A 17,154-nucleotide genomic window follows, 5' to 3' on the forward strand; every position below is an offset into this window, starting at 1 on the left:
TTGATTTGATGCTGTTTAAAAAAGTTGGCACATAAATTGCATATATAAAAGTGGAATGTTTTAAGTGAAGAAGAAGGGGGCATCATATGGATATCCATTTAGTTCGTATCGATGACAGGTTGATTCATGGACAGGTAGCTACAGTCTGGACAAAACATTCAAAAATAAATCGTATTCTTGTTGTTAGTGATGAAGTAGCACAGGATAGTCTCAGAAAAACTTTGCTTATACAAGCAGCACCGCCAAATATTGTTGTAAATGTTATACCTATTAGTAAAATGATAGAAGTTTATCATGATCCACGTTTTAACGATTCGATTAAAGCCATGCTATTATTTACTAATCCTACAGATGTTAAGAGAGTTGTTGAAGCGGGCGTGAAAATTCGTACACTTAATGTTGGAGGAATGAGCTATCAAAAAGGTAAGTACATGTTAACAAATGCTGTTGCTGTAGATGAAGTGGACGAGGTAGCGTTTAGTTACTTGGATGAGCAAGGAATTATCATTGAGATAAGAAAAGTAGTATCTGATAGTCCTGTTGATTTGATTCAACTATTGAAGAAAAATCAAACAAAAAATGACAAAAAGAAAACGATAAAATAGGAGGTCACAAATATGGTTGGAATTATTTTAGCAAGTCATGGTGAATTTGCTAAAGGAATCTTGCAATCAGGTTCAATGATTTTTGGTGAACAAGAAAACGTCAAAGCCGTTACTTTAATGCCAAGTGAAGGGCCAGAAGATGTGAAAAAGAAAATTATTGAAGCGATTGATACGTTTGATCAGCAAGATGAAGTACTTTTTTTAGTTGATTTATGGGGTGGTACACCGTTTAATCAAGCAAATACATTGTTTGAAGAGCATAAAGATAATTGGGCAATTGTTAGTGGGTTAAATTTACCTATGTTAATAGAAGCTTATGCTATGAGATTATCTGAGGAAAGTGCTCATAAAATCGCCTCACAAATTCTTACAACTGGTAAAGATGGGATAAAAGTTCGTCCAGAGTCTCTTGAACCAGAAGATGAAAAGAAAGAAGATGCCGCACAACCTGAAGCAAAAATGGGTACTATCCCACCAGGAACAGTTATAGGTGATGGCAAAATTAAATTTGTATTGGCACGTATTGACTCTCGTTTATTACATGGGCAAGTTGCAACGGCATGGACAAAAACAACAAACCCAACACGTATTATCGTTGTATCAGATTCTGTTGCAAAAGATGATTTACGTAAAAAATTAATTGAACAAGCTGCTCCGCCGGGTGTAAAAGCAAATGTTATTCCAGTTAAGAAAATGATAGAAATTGCAAAAGATCCTCGATTTGGTGGAACAAAAGCATTGCTATTATTTGAAAATCCAGAAGATGTGGTTCGTGTAATCGATGGTGGTGTAAAAATCGATGAGGTAAACGTTGGGTCGTTAGCTCATTCAGTTGGTAAAGTGGTTGTAAATAAAGTTCTTTCTATGGGAGAACAGGACGTTGAAGCTTTTGAAAAATTAAAAGCTGATGGCGTGAAATTTGACGTACGTAAAGTACCAAATGATTCAAGAGCAAATATGGATGAGTTACTTAAAAAAGCTAAGACAGACTTAGCAAAATCATAAAATAGGAGGGATATCATGTCTGTATTATCAGTCATTTTAATTATTATTGTAGCTTTTTTTGCAGGAATGGAAGGTATCTTGGATGAGTTTCAATTCCATCAACCATTGATTGCTTGTACATTAATTGGGTTAGTTTCAGGTCATTTAGAAGCAGGAATTCTTTTAGGTGGGTCACTTCAAATGATCGCTCTAGGTTGGGCAAATATTGGGGCAGCTGTGGCACCTGATGCAGCTCTTGCTTCAGTAGCATCAGCAATTATTTTAGTTAAAGCATTAGGCGCTCAATCAATTTCAGTAAAAGATGCCGTATCATCATCAATTGCAGTAGCTATTCCTTTAGCTGTTGCTGGTTTATTCTTAACAATGATCGTTCGTACACTTGCTGTACCAATTGTTCACATGATGGATAGTGCGGCTGAAGAAGGAAATATGAAAAAAATTGAACGTTTACACATTATGGCTGTGTGTATGCAAGGGATTCGTATTGCGATTCCTGCTGCAGCACTTTTATTCATTCCAGCTGAAACAGTACAACACTTTTTAGAGTCAATGCCAGCTTGGTTAACTGAAGGTATGGCGATTGGTGGAGGAATGGTAGTGGCTGTTGGTTACGCAATGGTTATCAATATGATGGCAACTAAAGAAGTATGGCCATTCTTTGCTATGGGATTTGTGATTGCCGCTATCTCTGATATTACATTAATGGGGTTAGGTGCTTTAGGAGTTGCTTTTGCACTAATCTATATTAACTTATCAAAAATGGGTGGCTCATCAAATTCTGGCGGTGGAAGCAATACGGGTGATCCACTAGGCGATATCTTAAACGATTACTAATATAGGAGGAATGAAAACAATGGCAGAAAAGATAGAGTTAACGAAAAAAGATCGTATGACCGTTGCATGGCGTTCAACATTTATTCAAGGTTCTTGGAACTATGAACGTATGCAAAATGGTGGTTGGGCATTTTCAATGATTCCAGCGATTAAAAAATTATACAAAACAAAAGAAGAACAATCAGATGCATTAAAACGTCATTTAGAATTTTTTAATACACATCCATACATCGCTTCTCCTATTTTAGGGGTAACGCTTGCCTTAGAAGAAGAACGTGCAAACGGGTCTGAAATTGATGATGTGGCAATTCAAGGGGTAAAAGTTGGTATGATGGGGCCTCTTGCCGGTGTTGGGGATCCAGTCTTCTGGTTTACTTTACGTCCAATGTTAGGAGCACTTGGTGCATCTCTAGCAATGGGTGGCAGTATCTTAGGACCAATTATTTTCTTTGTTGCTTGGAATATTATTCGTTGGGGATTCATGTGGTATACACAAGAATTTGGTTACCGTGCAGGATCTAAAATCACAGATGATTTATCAGGTGGATTATTACAAGATGTAACAAAAGGTGCATCCATTTTAGGGATGTTTGTTCTAGCAGCCTTGGTTGAAAGATGGGTATCTATAGACTTTAAACCAATCGTTTCGAAGGTACCACTTGATAAAGGAGCCTATGTTGATTGGGCAAACCTTCCAGGTGGTATGGCTGGTGTGAAACAAGCATTTGAAGAAGTTGCACAAGGTCGTGCGTTAAGTGATGTTAAAGTGACAACACTACAAAACAACTTGGATCAATTAATTCCAGGTTTAGCACCGTTGCTATTAACTTTCTTCTGTATGTGGTTACTTAAGAAAAAAGTTAGTCCAATCGTTATCATCATTGGTTTATTCATTGTTGGTATTTTAGGACACGTAATTGGTTTATTATAAGATTTAAGAAGAGGTCAATATTGGCCTCTTTTTTTACTAAAAGAGTCTATGTTATAATGATCATAAGGGACGTGAGAATGTGGTACAATCGTTAAACACAAAAATTGATTTAGTTATTGCAGCAACTGCTTATACGGGTTTGACAGATTATGGAGAAATCATGATAGGTGATAAAGGATTTGAATTTTACCATGGAAGAGATCCAAGAAAATTTATCCAAATACCATGGGAGGAAGTCGATTATGTAGTGGCTTCAGTCATGTTTAAAGGTAAATGGATTCCAAGGTATGCGATTCAAACTAAAAAAAGTGGTACGTACACTTTTTCATCTAAAAAGCCAAAAGTTGTTTTACGTGCAATACGAGAGTATGTTGATCCAGAGCGTATGGTTCACTCGCTTAGCTTTATGGATGTGGTAAAAAGAGGAATAAAATCAAAGTTTAAGAAAGACAAATGAAAAAACTTCCGAAGAAATGAGTTATGACTCATTTTATCGAAAGTTTTTTTTATTCAAACTTGATTTAAAAGTATTTTTTGTTATTTTTAGTACAAAAAACAATTATTTTATGAAAATAAATGTGAAAAGTTATTGATTTTACCATCACAATCATATATTATATTCATTATATTATTAGATTATTCTAATTTATTTTTAATTTTAAAAAGGGGGAAGAAATATGAAAAAGAAAATAAAGTATCTATTGATGTCAGCGACAGTACTAACATTGGTGGCTTGTGGAAATAATACAGCGAAAAAAGAAGATACAGGTAAGGGGAATAGTAGTGGTACGGAAGAATTAGCCGATGAACAGATTTTCACTGTTAATGTGCCTCAAGAAATGCCAACTGCAGACTTATCTCTTAGTACAGATGTTATTAGCTCGGTAGCCTTAAACAATGTTTATGAAGGAATCTATCGCTTAAATGATAAGCAAGAACTAGAGCCAGCTGGTGCAAAAGAAAAAGTTGAGATTAGTGAAGATGGATTGACTTATAAAGTTAAACTTCGTGAAGAATCAAAATGGTCGGATGGAAAACCAGTGACTGCTAAAGATTATGTGTATGGATGGCAACGAACAGTTGATCCTAAAACGCAATCAGAGTACGCCTATCTACATGGGCCTGTCAAAAATGCTGAAGCTATCACAGCTGGTGATAAAGATAAAAGCGAGTTAGGTATTAAAGCAATCGGTGATTATGAGCTTGAAATAACATTAGAACAACCAACTCCTTATTTTGAAAAGTTATTGTCATTTTCTACATTTTTACCACAGCGTCAAGATATTGTTGAAAAATATGGTAACAAGTATGCTGCTACAAGTGAGAATGCTGTTTATAACGGGCCATTTGTCTTAGCAGAATTTGATGGTCCTGGGACTGATACTGAATGGGCATATGAGAAAAATGACACATACTGGGACAAAGATAATGTCAAGTTAGATAAAATCAAAGTAAGCGTAGTTAAATCTGACGCTACAAGTTTGAGCCTATATGAAGATGGGCAAGTGGAAGACATCAAGCTAAATGGAGAATTGGCACAGCAAATGGCTAATAGTCCAGATTTTGTAACGGATAAAGAAGCCGGAGTTAGATATTTAGAGTTAAATCAAGATAAGAAAGATTCACCATTCAAAAATGAAAATTTTAGAAAAGCTATTGCTTATTCAATCAACCGTGAAGCGTTAGCCACACAAATTTTATCAGATGGGTCTGTTGCTGCTACTGGATTAGTACCTGAAGGGGTAGCTGAAAGTCCATCGACTAAAAAAGACTTTACAGAAGAAACGAAGAATAAAGTATCTTATGATGCAACAAAAGCTAAAGATTACTGGGAAAAAGCTAAAAAAGAGTTAGGAAAAGATAAATTTGAATTTAATATTTTATCTTCAGATGATGATTCTACGAAAAAGGCTACTGAGTTTATCAAAGGGTCTTTAGAGGATGAATTAGATGGATTGAAAGTTGAATTAAGTCCTGTACCATTTGCCGTTAGATTAGAACGTTCTAATTCTGGAGACTTTAGTACAGTGTATGGTGGATGGATAGCAGATTATGCTGATCCTAGCAGTTTTGTTGATTTATTTGTAACAGGAAGCTCATATAACAGAGGGAAATACTCTAATGCTGAATATGATCAAAAAATCAAATCTGCAAGTATAACAAATGTATCTGATCCTGAGAAGCGTTGGCAAGATATGGTGGATGCGGAAGATATCATTATGAATGATATGGGAATGATTCCATTGATTCAATCAGCAGAAGCTCATTTAAGATCATCAAAAATAAAAAATGTTGTGGTTCATCCAGCAGGAGCGAGATACGATTATAAATGGGCATATAAAGTAAAATAGCCTAACGCTTCTAACGCTAGACTATTGGGTTAAAGAATGATTAGTAGAACACTGCTCACTAGAAGGATTAATCCAACTGTTAACCAATATATTGGAGAAAAAGAGAATGTCGTAGAAAAGGGAGTGCAATCTTCCTTTTCTCTATTTCTTCTACGATGTATTAACTGGTGCATGTGTTCTTGAAATCGATCGAAAAATCCGGAAGAAAGCACAAAAATGATTCCAGCAATAATTAAGAAAAAGAGAGACAGTAAAAAATAGCCATTAGATAAGGTTATTTTTGTTAAAGATTGCCCTGTGATTAAATAAAAAACTGGAACAACAATATAACAACTAAACAAGGTAATGATAGTTTTTTTAGACATAGTGACCACTTTCTTGAAAAGGTATAATAAATATCATTTTAAGTGAAGATGAAAGTAAAAGTCAATGTGTTTTTAATTACTTATAGGAGGAAATTAAATGGGGAATTTTGCGAAATACTTTCTTAAGCGGGTAGGATACATGCTTTTGACATTATGGTTAATTATTACAATAACATTCTTTTTAATGAAATTATTACCAGGATCACCATATGCCAATCAAGAAAAACTATCCCCTGAACAAAGAGAAATACTAGATAAACAAGCTGGATTAGATAAACCAGTGATTGAACAATATGCATTGTATATTGGAAACGTCGCAAAGGGAGACTTTGGAGTATCGTTTCAATTTAAGAATCAACCAGTTTCTAAATTACTTAAAGAACGTATCGGTCCATCAGTTCAGTTAGGTGCTCAGGCTATTATTTTTGGAACGCTTGTAGGAATTTTACTTGGTGCTATTGCAGCGATGCGGCAGAATACATGGGTTGACACGATAGCTACATTAATCGCTATTCTCGGTCGCTCAATACCAAACTTTGTCTTTGCCGTTTTACTACAATATGTCTTTGCGATTAAACTTGGTATTTTACCAATTGCTAAGTGGGAAGGCTTTTCATCAACGATTCTCCCAACGTTAGCACTTGCCATGTCTCCGCTTGCCGATTCTGCTCGTTTTATTCGAACTGAAATGGTAGAAGTTTTAAGCAGTGATTATATTGAGTTGGCTAAAGCAAAAGGACTTAGTCGAATGCAAGTTGTCTTTAGACATGGACTGAGAAATAGTTTGATACCACTGATTACTTTACTTGGACCTTTAGCCGTATCACTGATGACAGGATCATTGGTTGTTGAAAATATTTTTGCTATTCCTGGAATTGGGGAACAGTTTGTTAAGTCAATTATGACAAATGACTATCCAACAATTATGGCTGTGACTATTTTATTCTCAACGATGTTAGTCGTAGTTATCTTAATTGTTGACTTATTATATGGGGTTGTTGACCCGAGAATTCGTGTATCAGAAGGAGGACAAGAATAATGGAAAAAATTAATATAAAAGACATACCAAAAGATTTATTTAAACCATTACCTCCAGCAAAAGATTTGGAAAGGGAAAAAATCAGTGCGCCCTCTTTAAATTTTATGCAAGACTCTTGGCGACGATTAAAAAAGAATAAAGCAGCTGTGGTTTCTATGATATTACTAATTATTGTTGCTATTGTGGCATTCGGATCAATTTGGATTACACCACATAATCCAACCAAACAAAATCCACAATATATTAACCTACCACCCAAAATCCCTGGTGTTTCGATTAATGGATTTAACGGGACTGCGGTCATTGGTGGGACACGAGTTGATAAATATGAACAAGCTAAGGTGCCAGAAGGAGAGTATTTTATACTTGGGACAGATGGTTTGGGACGTGATGAATTATCTCGTTTATTAATGGGAACAAGAATGTCACTGATTATTGCATTAACTGCAGCATTTTTAGACTTAACTTTTGGTGTGATTTACGGGCTTATTTCCGGTATGAAAGGTGGCCGAGTGGATACTGTCATGCAGCGTATATTGGAGGTTCTATCAGGTATTCCTAATCTCGTTGTGATGATTTTAATGCTAATGATTTTTAAACCAGGGATGTTGTCTATTATATTAGCTATGATTATTACTGGATGGATTACGATGGCGCGTATCGTTAGGGCACAAACGTTAAAAATTAAAGATCAAGAGTACGTTTTGGCGGCAACTACATTAGGAGAGCGTCAATCGAAAATTGCATTTAAACATGTTTTACCAAATATTTCTGGGGTTATTATTGTTCAAATGATGTTTAGTATTCCATCTGCCATATTTTTTGAAGCGTTTCTGAGTTTTATTGGTCTAGGGTTAACCCCACCAACAGCTTCTCTTGGAACATTACTTAATGAAGGATACAAAACATTTAGATTTTTACCTCATTTAATGTGGGCACCAGCAATTACATTATCAGTTATTATGATTTGCTTTAATTTATTGGCTGATGGGTTACGTGATGCATTTGATCCAAAAATGAACGACTAACAGGAGGAATCAAGATGACAGTGGATAAGATATTAGAAGTAAAAAATTTAAATATATCATTTGATACTTTTGCTGGTGAAGTTCATGCGATTCGTGGGGTTAACTTTGATTTACATAAGGGAGAAACTCTTGCTATTGTAGGAGAATCAGGGTCTGGTAAATCTGTTACTTCTAGAGCAATCATGCGTTTGTTAGCAAATAATGCACGCATTACAAATGGTGATATTTTATTTAAAGGTGAAAATTTATTAAATAAAACAGAAAAAGAGATGCAATCTATTCGGGGAAAGGATATAGCAATGATTTTTCAAGACCCTATGACCTCTCTTGATCCAACGATGAATATAGGAAACCAAGTAGCTGAATCGCTTATGAAACATAAAAAAATCGGTAAAAAAGAAGCATTAGACCGAGCGTTGGATTTGTTGAAATTAGTTGGTATTCCAAATGCCGAAAAACGATTAAAAAACTATCCCCATCAATTTTCAGGCGGACAACGTCAACGGATTGTGATTGCGATAGCACTCATCTGTTATCCAGAGATACTGATTGCTGATGAGCCAACAACTGCTTTGGATGTAACGATTCAAGCACAAATTATTGAGCTTATGAAAGACATTCAGCAAAAAATTCAAACATCAATTATTTTCATCACTCATGACTTAGGGGTAGTAGCAAACGTGGCTGATAGAGTGGCAGTAATGTATGGGGGAAGAATTGTTGAAATAGGGACTTCTGATGAAGTGTTTTATAATCCACAACATCCATATACTTGGGGACTTTTAAGCTCAATGCCAACTCTTGAGACAAAAGAGGAAAAACTTTATGCTATACCAGGTTCCCCACCAGATTTACTAGATCCACCTACTGGAGATGCTTTTTATCCTAGAAACAAGTATGCAATGGAAATTGATACAATAGAAGCACCACCATTTTTCGAAGTGTCGCCAACGCATTATGCAGCTACTTGGTTACTAGCTCCAGGAGCACCGAAAGTGACTCCTCCTTTAGAAATTATTAAACGCCAAGAAGAATACAAAAAAAGGTTTGCATAAGGAGGATGAGATATGACAGTAGCGAACAAACAGAAACTTTTAGAAGTGAAACATTTAAAACAATACTTTAATGTTGGCCGAGCGGATGAAGTCAAAGCAGTTGATGATATTAGTTTTTATATTAATGAAGGTGAAACATTTGGACTGGTTGGGGAATCAGGCTGTGGTAAATCAACAACAGGTAGAAGTATTATCCGTTTATACAATCCTACTAGTGGTGAAATCAATTTTGATGGTGAAAACATTGCAGCAATAAAAGGTCGAGATCGTATGAATCAGTTTAGAAGAGATGTTCAAATGATTTATCAAGACCCCTATGCTTCTTTAAACCCACGTATGAAAGTTAGAGATATCATTGCTGAGGGTATTGATATCCATAATTTAGCTAAAAATAATGAAGAACGAAATAGACGAGTGAATGAATTGTTAAAACTTGTCGGATTAGATTCTAGTCATGGTACACGCTATCCTCATGAGTTTTCAGGGGGGCAACGACAAAGAATAGGGATTGCAAGAGCTCTTGCAGTAGAACCTAAATTTATTATTTGTGATGAACCCATATCAGCACTTGATGTGTCTATCCAAGCTCAAGTAGTGAACTTACTGCAAGAACTTCAAGAAAAGCAGAATCTGACCTATTTGTTTATAGCACATGACCTATCAATGGTAAAATATATTAGTGATAGAATAGGTGTGATGTATTTCGGAAAATTAGTGGAAGTGGGAAGTGCAGAAGAAATCTATAAATATGGGTTACACCCTTATACGGAAAGTTTACTATCTGCTATTCCTTTACCTGATCCAGAGTATGAACGACATAGAGTAAGAACAACCTATCATCCTGAAATGTCTGATGCAACGGATTTAATATTGCGTGAAATCAGTCAAGGACACTATGTATACTGTAGTGAGTCTGATGTAAAAGGATATCAAGATAAGCTAAATAAATTAAAAAGCCGTACTAACGAGTTATCCGCTTTCTAATAAATATAAAAAGATGCAATATTTGAATCATTTTCAAATGTCGCATTTTTTTATATTTATTTTTTTTATGAAAGTATAATATGTTATTTGTAATTAGCAACTTATTATAAATGTGAACATAAAAAAATAAAAAAAGTCTTTGTCAATGGTTTAAATATGTAAAAAAAGCGAAAAAATAATTAATATTTTACATATAGATATGAATTATTTGAGAGTTTTAAATAACTAAATGTACTATTTTTATGAAATTTCATTTAAAGATGATTAATTGTCAGATTTTACGTATTGTTAGGAAAAGTTTGATATGGCGGGTTTTTTAAAAAAGAGATATAGTATGAACATAGCCAAGAAATAAAAAAACAAAAAATTAAAAAACAACAGGGGGTAGGAGCTATGAAAAAAATAGGATACGTTTATGCTTCTAGTGAGGAAAATTATGTAAGAGAGCAAATTGATGGATTAAACAGTTTAAACATTGAAACTGTATCTATCGAAAAGGAAACAAATGAGGAAATATCTCAAAGTGATACTGTTTTAACTGATATTGTAGAAAATTTGGAGTCAGGGGATCAATTAGTCGTTTATGAATTAAGATGTTTAGGGAAATCTGTCATTCAATTAGCTGAATTTTTAGGGCAACTAAAAGATAAAGGAATAGGACTAGTAGTTGTTAAAAAAGGTGAGGCATATAGCGACATTGATGATGCTGCTTACTTAGAAATGGTTTTAAAAATTGCTGAAATGGAAAAATTGATCATTAGAGAAAGAACAACTAAAGGGTTACAAGAAGCACGCCGTAAAGGACGTGTAGGCGGACGCCCAAAAATATCTCAAGAAACAATTGATCAAATTAGATTCTTATACAATAATAATCGTTATACACTAAGACAAATTGCTGAAGAGTGTAATATCTCTTTAGGGACTGCTTATAAATACGTACAAGAAAGATAAAAATAAAGAGGCTGACCCAAAAGTCTTTAAAATAGAAAAATCCCATGAAATCAGTTTGTTAAAACACTGACTTCATGGGATTTCTGTTTTGTTAGTTTAGTGATTTTCATTTAAAAAGTTACTTTTGGGTCAGCCTCTTTTTGCTATTTTAGTTGTGAATAATCATTAAAGTAGTGTTTATATGAAAGGTAACTAGCAATCATAGTTGAAAAACCTGTTGTAGCTATCAGCATGAACATGACAACAATTTGATATCTAATAGCAGTAGTTGGATTGATTCCAGCAAACATTAAGCCTGACATCATGCCAGGTAAACTAACTAGTCCAACAGTTTTAGCTCGGTCAATACTTGGAGACATAGCTGATTTAATACTTTCTCTAACAATAGGAAGTGTCGATTGTTTTTGAGTAGCACCTAAAGCTAATTTTTCTTGAACTTGTTGACGTTGATCTTCAAATTTGGTTGCCATGGTTCGATAACCGACACCCACAGCAGTCATCGCGTTACTAGCAATCATCCCAGTGATAGGAACAATTTGAGAAGGAGTCCACTTTAGAGTACCAGATAAGAAAAGGATGACTAGAGATAAAATTGTACCAAATCCAATAGAAATTAAAGAAATTTGGAAGGCTTTATCTATATTTTTGGCTCGTTTCCCAGCGTGATGAGCAGCGTTTAAAATAATAAAAGCGACCATAACTAACGTCAACAAGATATTATCTAACTGGAATACAAATCCTAAAACGTAACCAATAATAAATAATTGCAACACAGTTCTAAAAGCAGAAACAAAAATATCCTTACCAAGTCCTAGTTTTTCTTTATAATCAATAATCAATGCAACAACAATTAATAAACTCGCTAAAAGAAGCGAAGTATTTGAAATATTTAAATCAGTCATCTATTTTTCCTCCAAAATGCCATTAGTGATATTTAATTGACGTTTTCCTAGATTAAACTCATTGGAATCATGGGTTACCCAAACAATTGTCTTTTCCTTTAAGTCATTTAAAATGAATTGTTGAATTATCGTTTTGTTTTCATCATCTAAAGCACTAGTTACTTCATCTAATAATAAAACTTCAGGTTCAAAAATAAGATTTCTTACAAATGCAATTCTTTGCTTTTCACCACCAGAAAGATCAATGATTTTTTTAATTAGATAAGATTCATTAAGTTTGAATCTCTCTAACAATTTTGTTACCCTATCTTTGTCAAAAGGGACATTTCGAATGTCGAAAGGAAATGATAAATTATCCATGACAGTCTCACCAAATAATGTAGGTTGTTGAAAGAAATAAGAGACTTCTTTTCGATACTCAGTGATTTTGTTTTTATCAATAGATTTATTTTTATATTTAAAGATGCCAGAAGTTGGTGTGATCATTGATGCGAGTATTTTTAATAGAGTACTCTTTCCACTTCCAGAGGGTCCGTTGACAGTAATAAAGTCCCCTGAATTAATTGTTAAATTAATGTTAGTTAGAATAGGTTGATTTTCAACAGTAAAACCAATATCTTCTAAGTTAAATAATGATGTCATGATATTCTCCTTTATTTATGTGTTAGCTATAGTATATCATTATAATAATTATTATTTAATATAAACGCTTAATTGATAATCGGTTTCATTTAAAGATATAACTGACTTTGTATTGAAATCAGTTAGCTTATAGAGTAGGATATCAAAGAAGGAATAAAAAACGAGCGGGGGATATTAATGACGGCAACAAAAGAAAGACCAATTGTCATAGGTGTTACTGGAGGTTCTGGAAGCGGTAAAACAAGTGTTAGTCGAGCGATTTTAAAAGCATTGCCTAATCATTCTATTTTGTTATTCGAACAAGATTCTTACTATAAAGACCAAAGTCATTTATCATTTGAAGAAAGATTAAATACAAATTATGACCATCCATTTGCTTTTGATACAAATTTATTAATTGAACATTTAAAAGATTTGATGGAATATAAAGCCATTGAAAAACCAGTTTATGACTATGAGGCACATACCCGTAGTAAAGAAGTGATTTATCAAGAGCCAAAAGAAGTAATTATTCTTGAAGGTATTTTAATTCTAGAGGATGAACGTTTAAGAGATTTAATGGATATCAAAGTGTATGTCGATACAGAAGATGATATCAGAATTATTCGTCGTATTAAAAGAGATATGCATGATAGAGGTAGATCGCTTGACTCAGTAATTGGTCAATATTTAAGTGTTGTTAAACCAATGCATCAACAATTTATAGAACCCACAAAAAAATACGCAGATATTATCATACCTGAGGGTGGAAAAAATCAAGTAGCAATAGACTTGTTAACAACAAAAGTTAGAAGTATACTTGATAAATAGAAAAAATAATAGGAGGAAGATAGTATGACAACATTTCCACAATTAAATTTAGAAAAATCAACCGTAACAGCAACAATTAAAACAAATAGAGGTGACATTAAAGTTGCTTTATTCCCTGAACAAGCACCTAAAACTGTTAAAAATTTCATTGAGTTAAGTAAAAAAGGATATTATGATGGAGTGATTTTCCACCGTGTTATTCCTGATTTTATGGTTCAAGGTGGCGACCCAACTGGAACTGGTATGGGTGGTGAAAGTATCTATGGCGAAAAATTTGAAGATGAGTTTTCTAAAGATTTATTCAATTTAAGAGGCGCGTTATCTATGGCCAATGCAGGACCAAATACTAACGGAAGCCAATTTTTCATTGTTCAAAATCAAAATGTCCCCTCTAATATGCTTTCACAATTAGAGGGAGCTGGTTTTCCAGAAGAAATCATTGAAGCATATAAAAATGGTGGAACACCTTGGCTTGATTTTAGACACACAGTATTTGGACATGTAGTAGAAGGTATGGACGTTGTCGATGAGATTGCAGGAGTGAGTCGTGATTCGCAAGATAGACCAACACACGATGTAACAATTGATGAAGTAATAATAGAAGAATAAATAAAAAGAGGCTGACCCAAAAGTAAGTTTTTAAATGAAAATCACTAAACTAACAAAATAGAAATCCCATGAAGTCAGTGTTTTAATAAACTGATTTCATGGGATTTTTCTATTTTAAGATTTTTGGGTCAGCCTCTTAATGCTATTATAGAGAATTACAAGTATATAGTCAGAAATTTTATGTTAAAATGCTATATAGAATGAGAAGAATTAGGAGAATTAATAATGGATATAAAGATTGGTGATGTGTTAACTGGTGAAATTACAGGTATTCAACCTTATGGAGCATTTGTTTCACTTGGCGACAACCAGCAAGGACTAATTCATGTATCAGAAGTAAAACATGGATTTATTAAAAACATAGAAGATGAATTGAAAGTTGGACAAAGTGTGACAGTTCAAGTAATTGATATTGATGAGTACACCAAAAAAATTAGTTTATCCTTAAGAGTATTTTTAGATGCGCCACCTGTCTTGTATAAAAAGAAAAAATATTTTACTAACCGTTATAAAAACATTGGATTTGATAGTATTGATCGAAACTTATCTAAGTGGGTTGATGAATTTTTAGATGATATTACGGAAAATAACTGATATATTTCAGAAAACATGTTATAATGACATTTGTCGATTTATTATAACTATTAAATAAGAGGTGTGTAATATTGGAACAGTCTAGAGTAGCTGGGACAGTCATTCTTAATTTACAAGATGGTCATAAAAAATTTTTGGTACAAAAAGAAGATGGAAATGTTAGTTTTATTCAAACAACAATAGATAATAATTACACGAGTTTAGCATGTATTTTAGAAAAGTTAAATCAGTCAGTTGGATTGGATTCTGATTTGATGGATTTAGTAGAGTTGACTAATATTAATATTGAAAATGATAAGTTACCACTTTTTGTTTTTAGCTTAAACGAAGAAGATATTAAGTACTGCTCATTAGATTCAGAGTTTTTGTGGGAGGAGCCAGCAACACTTAGAATGGTTTTACAACATTTCAATGTTAGTGGTGTTCCTTTTCTAAATTAAGTATTGACAATGAGTTAATAAAGTTATAATATATAGAAGTTGTCATAAAGACATCAAATAAAAATATTTTAAAAAAATATCATAAAAATGTTGACAAACAAATTGATTCTTGTTATGATATAAAAGTTGTTACGGCGACGAAGTTTAGACCTTTGAAAACTGAACAAAGTAAGATAAACCAAATGTGTAGGGCGTTTCTACTATGTAGAAACAAACCATATTTAGTGAATAATATTCGCTAGCAAGTTTTAAACAAATGAGCTTAAACATCGTAAGATGTTAATCAACTTTTTATTGAGAGTTTGATCCTGGCTCAGGACGAACGCTGGCGGCGTGCCTAATACATGCAAGTCGAACGCATTTCTTTTCACCGGAGCTTGCTCCACCGAAAAGAAATGAGTGGCGGACGGGTGAGTAACACGTGGGCAACCTGCCCACCAGAGGGGGATAACACTTGGAAACAGGTGCTAATACCGCATAATTGCTTTTGCTGCATGGCAAAAGTATAAAAGACGCTTTCGGGTGTCACTGGTGGATGGGCCCGCGGTGCATTAGTTAGTTGGTGGGGTAACGGCCTACCAAGACCGTGATGCATAGCCGACCTGAGAGGGTGATCGGCCACACTGGGACTGAGACACGGCCCAGACTCCTACGGGAGGCAGCAGTAGGGAATCTTCGGCAATGGACGAAAGTCTGACCGAGCAACGCCGCGTGAGTGAAGAAGGTTTTCGGATCGTAAAACTCTGTTGTTAGAGAAGAACAAGTGATAGAGTAACTGTTATCACCTTGACGGTATCTAACCAGAAAGCCACGGCTAACTACGTGCCAGCAGCCGCGGTAATACGTAGGTGGCAAGCGTTGTCCGGATTTATTGGGCGTAAAGCGAGCGCAGGCGGTCTTTTAAGTCTGATGTGAAAGCCCTCGGCTCAACCGAGGAAGGTCATTGGAAACTGGAGGACTTGAGTGCAGAAGAGGAGAGTGGAATTCCATGTGTAGCGGTGAAATGCGTAGATATATGGAGGAACACCAGTGGCGAAGGCGACTCTCTGGTCTGTAACTGACGCTGAGGCTCGAAAGCGTGGGGAGCAAACAGGATTAGATACCCTGGTAGTCCACGCCGTAAACGATGAGTGCTAAGTGTTGGAGGGTTTCCGCCCTTCAGTGCTGCAGTTAACGCATTAAGCACTCCGCCTGGGGAGTACGGCCGCAAGGCTGAAACTCAAAGGAATTGACGGGGGCCCGCACAAGCGGTGGAGCATGTGGTTTAATTCGAAGCAACGCGAAGAACCTTACCAGGTCTTGACATCCTTTGACCACTCTAGAGATAGAGCTTTCCCTTCGGGGACAAAGTGACAGGTGGTGCATGGTTGTCGTCAGCTCGTGTCGTGAGATGTTGGGTTAAGTCCCGCAACGAGCGCAACCCTTATTGTTAGTTGCCATCATTCAGTTGGGCACTCTAGCGAGACTGCCGGTGACAAACCGGAGGAAGGTGGGGATGACGTCAAATCATCATGCCCCTTATGACCTGGGCTACACACGTGCTACAATGGACAGTACAATGAGTTGCGAGACCGCGAGGTTTAGCTAATCTCTTAAAGCTGTTCTCAGTTCGGATTGTAGGCTGCAACTCGCCTACATGAAGCCGGAATCGCTAGTAATCGTGGATCAGCATGCCACGGTGAATACGTTCCCGGGCCTTGTACACACCGCCCGTCACACCACGAGAGTTTGTAACACCCAAAGTCGGTGAGGTAACCTTTTGGAGCCAGCCGCCTAAGGTGGGATAGATGATTGGGGTGAAGTCGTAACAAGGTAGCCGTATCGGAAGGTGCGGCTGGATCACCTCCTTTCTAAGGATAATTACGGAAAACACATTTTGTCTTTACTTTGTTCAGTTTTGAGAGGTCTACTCTTAATAAACGGGGCCTTAGCTCAGCTGGGAGAGCGCCTGCCTTGCACGCAGGAGGTCAGCGGTTCGATCCCGCTAGGCTCCATTGGTGAATTCTCAC

General features: G+C 35.5%; 18 protein-coding genes, 1 tRNA gene and 1 rRNA gene. 17 read left to right on the top strand and 3 right to left on the bottom strand.

Annotation, left to right across the window (positions count from 1 at the left end; all coding sequences use genetic code 11):
- Positions 1-86: 86 nt before the first annotated feature.
- From JNUCC83_RS02165 to JNUCC83_RS02190, 6 genes are all read left to right on the top strand, one after another.
- Positions 87-605 carry a mannose/fructose/sorbose PTS transporter subunit IIB gene (locus JNUCC83_RS02165; protein WP_454460614.1) on the top strand — a complete coding sequence of 173 codons (519 nt, stop codon included), beginning with the start codon at positions 87-89 and terminating at the stop codon, positions 603-605.
- A 12-nt stretch (positions 606-617) separates the two neighbouring features.
- Positions 618-1,610: a mannose/fructose/sorbose PTS transporter subunit IIA gene (locus JNUCC83_RS02170; RefSeq protein WP_454460615.1), complete on the top strand. Its 993-nt coding sequence runs from the start codon at positions 618-620 to the stop codon at positions 1,608-1,610.
- 15 nt (positions 1,611-1,625) lie between these two features.
- Positions 1,626-2,444: a PTS mannose/fructose/sorbose transporter subunit IIC gene (locus JNUCC83_RS02175; RefSeq protein WP_454460616.1), complete on the top strand. Its 819-nt coding sequence runs from the start codon at positions 1,626-1,628 to the stop codon at positions 2,442-2,444.
- A 19-nt stretch (positions 2,445-2,463) separates the two neighbouring features.
- Positions 2,464-3,375, top strand: coding sequence for a PTS system mannose/fructose/sorbose family transporter subunit IID (locus JNUCC83_RS02180; RefSeq protein WP_454460617.1), 912 nt, complete (start codon positions 2,464-2,466; stop codon positions 3,373-3,375).
- Positions 3,376-3,454: 79 nt separating this feature from the next.
- Positions 3,455-3,832, top strand: coding sequence for a DUF956 family protein (locus JNUCC83_RS02185; RefSeq protein ID WP_454460618.1), 378 nt, complete (start codon positions 3,455-3,457; stop codon positions 3,830-3,832).
- A gap of 220 nt (positions 3,833-4,052) precedes the next feature.
- Positions 4,053-5,726 (top strand): peptide ABC transporter substrate-binding protein, encoded by a 1,674-nt coding sequence (locus JNUCC83_RS02190; protein ID WP_454460619.1) that lies wholly within the window; start codon positions 4,053-4,055, stop codon positions 5,724-5,726.
- Positions 5,727-5,755: 29 nt separating this feature from the next.
- Here the strand turns inward: JNUCC83_RS02190 and JNUCC83_RS02195 are convergent, their stop codons facing one another.
- Positions 5,756-6,091, bottom strand: coding sequence for a DUF3899 domain-containing protein (locus JNUCC83_RS02195; RefSeq protein ID WP_454460620.1), 336 nt, complete (start codon positions 6,089-6,091; stop codon positions 5,756-5,758).
- A gap of 97 nt (positions 6,092-6,188) precedes the next feature.
- Between JNUCC83_RS02195 and opp3b the strand changes: the two genes are divergently transcribed.
- The 5 genes from opp3b (at position 6,189) to JNUCC83_RS02220 (ending at position 11,148) form a co-directional block, all read left to right on the top strand.
- Positions 6,189-7,130 carry an oligopeptide ABC transporter permease gene (gene opp3b / locus JNUCC83_RS02200; RefSeq protein ID WP_454460621.1) on the top strand — a complete coding sequence of 314 codons (942 nt, stop codon included), beginning with the start codon at positions 6,189-6,191 and terminating at the stop codon, positions 7,128-7,130.
- Positions 7,130-8,158, top strand: a complete 1,029-nt coding sequence (gene opp3C, locus JNUCC83_RS02205) for an oligopeptide ABC transporter permease (protein WP_454460622.1) — start codon at positions 7,130-7,132, stop codon at positions 8,156-8,158. Before opp3b ends, opp3C begins: the two co-directional genes overlap by 1 nt.
- A gap of 20 nt (positions 8,159-8,178) precedes the next feature.
- Complete coding sequence (locus tag JNUCC83_RS02210; RefSeq protein ID WP_454461310.1) at positions 8,179-9,213, top strand: ABC transporter ATP-binding protein; 1,035 nt, start codon at positions 8,179-8,181, stop codon at positions 9,211-9,213.
- 12 nt (positions 9,214-9,225) lie between these two features.
- Positions 9,226-10,197 carry an ABC transporter ATP-binding protein gene (locus JNUCC83_RS02215; protein WP_454460623.1) on the top strand — a complete coding sequence of 324 codons (972 nt, stop codon included), beginning with the start codon at positions 9,226-9,228 and terminating at the stop codon, positions 10,195-10,197.
- 393 nt (positions 10,198-10,590) lie between these two features.
- Positions 10,591-11,148 carry a recombinase family protein gene (locus JNUCC83_RS02220; RefSeq protein ID WP_454460624.1) on the top strand — a complete coding sequence of 186 codons (558 nt, stop codon included), beginning with the start codon at positions 10,591-10,593 and terminating at the stop codon, positions 11,146-11,148.
- A 143-nt stretch (positions 11,149-11,291) separates the two neighbouring features.
- Here JNUCC83_RS02220 and JNUCC83_RS02225 read toward each other — a convergent pair whose 3' ends face one another.
- Together JNUCC83_RS02225 and JNUCC83_RS02230 are read right to left on the bottom strand one after the other, a co-directional pair.
- Entirely contained in the window at positions 11,292-12,050 is a 759-nt protein-coding gene (locus JNUCC83_RS02225) for an ABC transporter permease (protein WP_454460625.1), read from the bottom strand.
- Complete coding sequence (locus tag JNUCC83_RS02230) at positions 12,051-12,692, bottom strand: ABC transporter ATP-binding protein (protein WP_454460626.1); 642 nt, start codon at positions 12,690-12,692, stop codon at positions 12,051-12,053. It abuts the gene before it with no gap.
- 177 nt (positions 12,693-12,869) lie between these two features.
- Between JNUCC83_RS02230 and udk the strand changes: the two genes are divergently transcribed.
- From udk to JNUCC83_RS02260, 6 genes are all read left to right on the top strand, one after another.
- On the top strand, positions 12,870-13,502 hold the full coding sequence (udk, locus tag JNUCC83_RS02235; protein WP_454460627.1) for a uridine kinase: 633 nt from the start codon (positions 12,870-12,872) through the stop codon (positions 13,500-13,502).
- Positions 13,503-13,526: 24 nt separating this feature from the next.
- Positions 13,527-14,111 (top strand): peptidylprolyl isomerase, encoded by a 585-nt coding sequence (locus JNUCC83_RS02240; RefSeq protein WP_454460628.1) that lies wholly within the window; start codon positions 13,527-13,529, stop codon positions 14,109-14,111.
- Positions 14,112-14,336: 225 nt separating this feature from the next.
- Positions 14,337-14,705: a CvfD/Ygs/GSP13 family RNA-binding post-transcriptional regulator gene (locus JNUCC83_RS02245; protein WP_454460629.1), complete on the top strand. Its 369-nt coding sequence runs from the start codon at positions 14,337-14,339 to the stop codon at positions 14,703-14,705.
- Positions 14,706-14,776: 71 nt separating this feature from the next.
- The gene (locus JNUCC83_RS02250) at positions 14,777-15,145 is read left to right on the top strand and encodes a hypothetical protein (RefSeq protein WP_454460630.1); all 369 of its coding nucleotides are present in this window, start codon (positions 14,777-14,779) and stop codon (positions 15,143-15,145) included.
- A gap of 290 nt (positions 15,146-15,435) precedes the next feature.
- A 16S ribosomal RNA gene (locus JNUCC83_RS02255) occupies positions 15,436-16,995 on the top strand.
- 71 nt (positions 16,996-17,066) lie between these two features.
- A tRNA-Ala gene (locus JNUCC83_RS02260) sits at positions 17,067-17,139 on the top strand.
- Positions 17,140-17,154: the final 15 nt, after the last annotated feature.

This window comes from Vagococcus sp. JNUCC 83 (genome assembly GCF_053667615.1).

Excerpts from the sequence above, each read along its gene's own strand:
- JNUCC83_RS02165 (WP_454460614.1), top strand. The coding sequence starts at position 87 with ATGGATATCCATTTAGTTCGTATCGATGACAGGTTGATTCATGGACAG.
- JNUCC83_RS02170 (WP_454460615.1), top strand. The coding sequence starts at position 618 with ATGGTTGGAATTATTTTAGCAAGTCATGGTGAATTTGCTAAAGGAATC.
- JNUCC83_RS02175 (WP_454460616.1), top strand. The coding sequence starts at position 1,626 with ATGTCTGTATTATCAGTCATTTTAATTATTATTGTAGCTTTTTTTGCA.
- JNUCC83_RS02180 (WP_454460617.1), top strand. The coding sequence starts at position 2,464 with ATGGCAGAAAAGATAGAGTTAACGAAAAAAGATCGTATGACCGTTGCA.
- JNUCC83_RS02190 (WP_454460619.1), top strand. The coding sequence starts at position 4,053 with ATGAAAAAGAAAATAAAGTATCTATTGATGTCAGCGACAGTACTAACA.
- JNUCC83_RS02195 (WP_454460620.1), bottom strand. The coding sequence starts at position 6,091 with ATGTCTAAAAAAACTATCATTACCTTGTTTAGTTGTTATATTGTTGTT.
- opp3b (WP_454460621.1), top strand. The coding sequence starts at position 6,189 with ATGGGGAATTTTGCGAAATACTTTCTTAAGCGGGTAGGATACATGCTT.
- opp3C (WP_454460622.1), top strand. The coding sequence starts at position 7,130 with ATGGAAAAAATTAATATAAAAGACATACCAAAAGATTTATTTAAACCA.
- JNUCC83_RS02215 (WP_454460623.1), top strand. The coding sequence starts at position 9,226 with ATGACAGTAGCGAACAAACAGAAACTTTTAGAAGTGAAACATTTAAAA.
- JNUCC83_RS02220 (WP_454460624.1), top strand. The coding sequence starts at position 10,591 with ATGAAAAAAATAGGATACGTTTATGCTTCTAGTGAGGAAAATTATGTA.
- JNUCC83_RS02225 (WP_454460625.1), bottom strand. The coding sequence starts at position 12,050 with ATGACTGATTTAAATATTTCAAATACTTCGCTTCTTTTAGCGAGTTTA.
- JNUCC83_RS02230 (WP_454460626.1), bottom strand. The coding sequence starts at position 12,692 with ATGACATCATTATTTAACTTAGAAGATATTGGTTTTACTGTTGAAAAT.
- udk (WP_454460627.1), top strand. The coding sequence starts at position 12,870 with ATGACGGCAACAAAAGAAAGACCAATTGTCATAGGTGTTACTGGAGGT.
- JNUCC83_RS02240 (WP_454460628.1), top strand. The coding sequence starts at position 13,527 with ATGACAACATTTCCACAATTAAATTTAGAAAAATCAACCGTAACAGCA.
- JNUCC83_RS02245 (WP_454460629.1), top strand. The coding sequence starts at position 14,337 with ATGGATATAAAGATTGGTGATGTGTTAACTGGTGAAATTACAGGTATT.